Source organism: Pedobacter sp. 05L430 (assembly GCF_056397585.1).
Genome location: NZ_JBFTNT010000589.1, coordinates 1 through 797, shown reverse-complemented (window position 1 = coordinate 797; position 797 = coordinate 1). Strand labels below are relative to the sequence as shown.

Genomic DNA, 797 nt, shown 5'->3' with positions numbered 1-797 from the left:
ACATAGTTACTATAATTCCCCTTATATTCAGTTATTCTTCCTTCTTCAATTTCCCATATAGTAGTACACAAGTTATCTAAAAAAGCGCGATCATGTGAAACTATAATAAATGCTCCATGCCAATTTTTTAAATCCTGTTCTAATTTTTCTATATAGTCATTATCTAAGTTAGTTGTTGGTTCATCTGCTAATAGCAGTTCTGGATTTTTATCAAGCGCTTGCCGAATATAGTTTCGTGTTACTTCACCACCACTTTTAGTTGATTCTATGAGCTTCAATTGAGGAATAAGTTCACAATGTGAAAATTGTTTTACAATACCTTCTTCAGGCACAATTTTTTTATATAATATGTGAAGTAACGTTGTTTTTCCATTTCCATTTTTACCAACTAAACCAATACGATCATTCTGATAAATCTTTAGGCGATTTATGTTCAACAATAAACGATCTTGAACATAATGTTTTATATGAAGTCCCTCTAACATTATTTTCATATTTCCTCATCCTCTCATAAGTAATTGAAGACAATAAAAGCCTCCTAATCTATTCAGAATAGGAGGCATAAATCTATATAGATGAACTCTAACAAAATACTTTTAGAGCCAACTACAGAATTTTCATCCTATCCTGAAAAGTACAATTGAAAACAACACAAATCAAACGCTATTTGTAAATAAAATACTTTCAATTGTTTCCTTTTGAAAATAGGATTAGTTAATCATGTAGTTGGTTCACCCTTTCCCTTATCGTATTAAATTCAACTTAAACAAATAGCAAATAAATGTCAATGTTCAACC

1 protein-coding gene is annotated in these 797 nt (G+C 29.9%); it reads right to left on the bottom strand.

The window, feature by feature from the left end; translation table 11 throughout:
* Positions 1 to 494 (bottom strand): ATP-binding cassette domain-containing protein (locus tag AC1DG9_RS27485; RefSeq protein WP_477635751.1); only part of this gene is annotated, 494 nt, incomplete at its 3' end.
* Positions 495 to 797: the final 303 nt, after the last annotated feature.